At 71.6% G+C, this 1604-nt stretch carries 1 protein-coding gene; it reads left to right on the top strand.

All coding sequences use genetic code 11. The features are described from left to right. The coding region (glgX, locus tag DVH02_RS34535) for a glycogen debranching protein GlgX (protein ID WP_114627762.1) at positions 1-1604 on the top strand (1604 nt) is incomplete at both ends.

Genomic DNA, 1604 nt, shown 5'->3' on the forward strand with positions numbered 1-1604 from the left:
GCCGGGGCCGGGCCCGAGACCGAGATCCGGCTGCCGCTGACCGAGCTGACCCACGAGATCTGGCACGGCTTCGTGCCCGGCGTCCGCCCCGGCAGGCGCTACGGATTCCGGGTGCACGGCCGCTGGGACCCGTGGACCGGCGCCCGCTGGAATCCGGCGAAGCTGCTGCTCGACCCGTACGCCCGCGCGGTCGACGGCGAGTTCACCCTCCCGGCGGAGGTCTACGGCCATGTCCGCGACTGGCCGCAGGGCAATGTCGCCGACACGGTGCGCGACGAGCGCGACTCGGCCCCCTTCGTCCCCAAGGGCGTCGTCGTCCACGACGAGGTGCCGGGCGACGAGTGGGCCGACGACCGGCGGCCCAAGACGCCGTGGGCCGACTCGGTCATCTACGAGCTGCACGTGAAGGGCTTCACGCAGCGCCATCCGGACATCCCCGAGGAGCTGCGCGGCACGTACGCGGGGCTGGCGCACCCGGCGGCGATCGGGTATCTGCGAGAGCTGGGGGTGACGGCGGTGGAGCTGCTGCCGGTGCATCAGTTCGCCCACGAGGACCATCTGCTCCGGCGCGGACTGCGCAACTACTGGGGCTACAACTCCATCGGCTACTTCGCGCCGCACGCGGGCTACGCGGCGGGCTCCACGCGCGGCCGGCAGGTCACCGAGTTCAAGGAGATGGTGCGGGCGCTGCACGCGGCGGGCATCGAGGTGATCCTGGACGTCGTCTACAACCACACGGCCGAGGCAGGAGAGCTGGGGCCGACGCTCTCGCTGCGCGGGATCGACAACCGCGGCTACTACCGACTGCCCTCCGACGCCCGCCGCTACACGGACTACACGGGCTGCGGCAACACCCTCCACGTGGTGCAGCCGAACGTGCTGCGGCTGATCACCGACTCGCTGCGCTACTGGGTGACGGAGATGGGGGTCGACGGCTTCCGCTTCGATCTGGCGGCGGCGCTCGCGCGCTCCATGCACGACGTCGACATGCTCTCGCCGTTTCTCGCCGTCATCGCCCAGGACCCGGTGCTGCGCCGGGTGAAGCTCATCGCCGAGCCGTGGGACGTGGGCAACGGCGGCTACCAGGTGGGCGCGTTCCCGCCGCTGTGGACGGAGTGGAACGACCGCTACCGGGACGCCGTACGGGACTTCTGGCGCGGCGCCCTGCCCGACGTACGGGACCTGGGCTACCGGCTGTCCGGGTCGAGCGACCTGTACGCGTGGGGCGGCAGGCGGCCGTACGCGTCGGTCAACTTCATCACCGCGCACGACGGCTTCACGCTGCGCGACCTCGTCTCGTACGAGCACAAGCGCAACGAGGCCAACGGCGAGGACAACCGGGACGGGACGGACGACAACCGGGCCTGGAACTGCGGGGCGGAGGGCGAGAGCGACGACGCGCGGGTCAACGCGCTGCGGCGCAGGCAGCTGCGCAACCTGCTGACCACCCTGCTGGTGTCCACGGGCGTCCCGATGCTGGTCGCGGGCGACGAGCTGGGCCGTACGCAGGGCGGCAACAACAACGCGTACTGCCAGGACAACGAGGTGAGCTGGCTGGACTGGTCGCTGCTGGCGGACCCGGCGGGTCCGCCAGCAGCGACCAG

Origin of the sequence: Streptomyces corynorhini, assembly GCF_003346515.1 — a bacterium.
In the GTDB taxonomy this organism is placed as follows: Bacteria; Actinomycetota; Actinomycetes; order Streptomycetales; family Streptomycetaceae; genus Streptomyces; species Streptomyces corynorhini.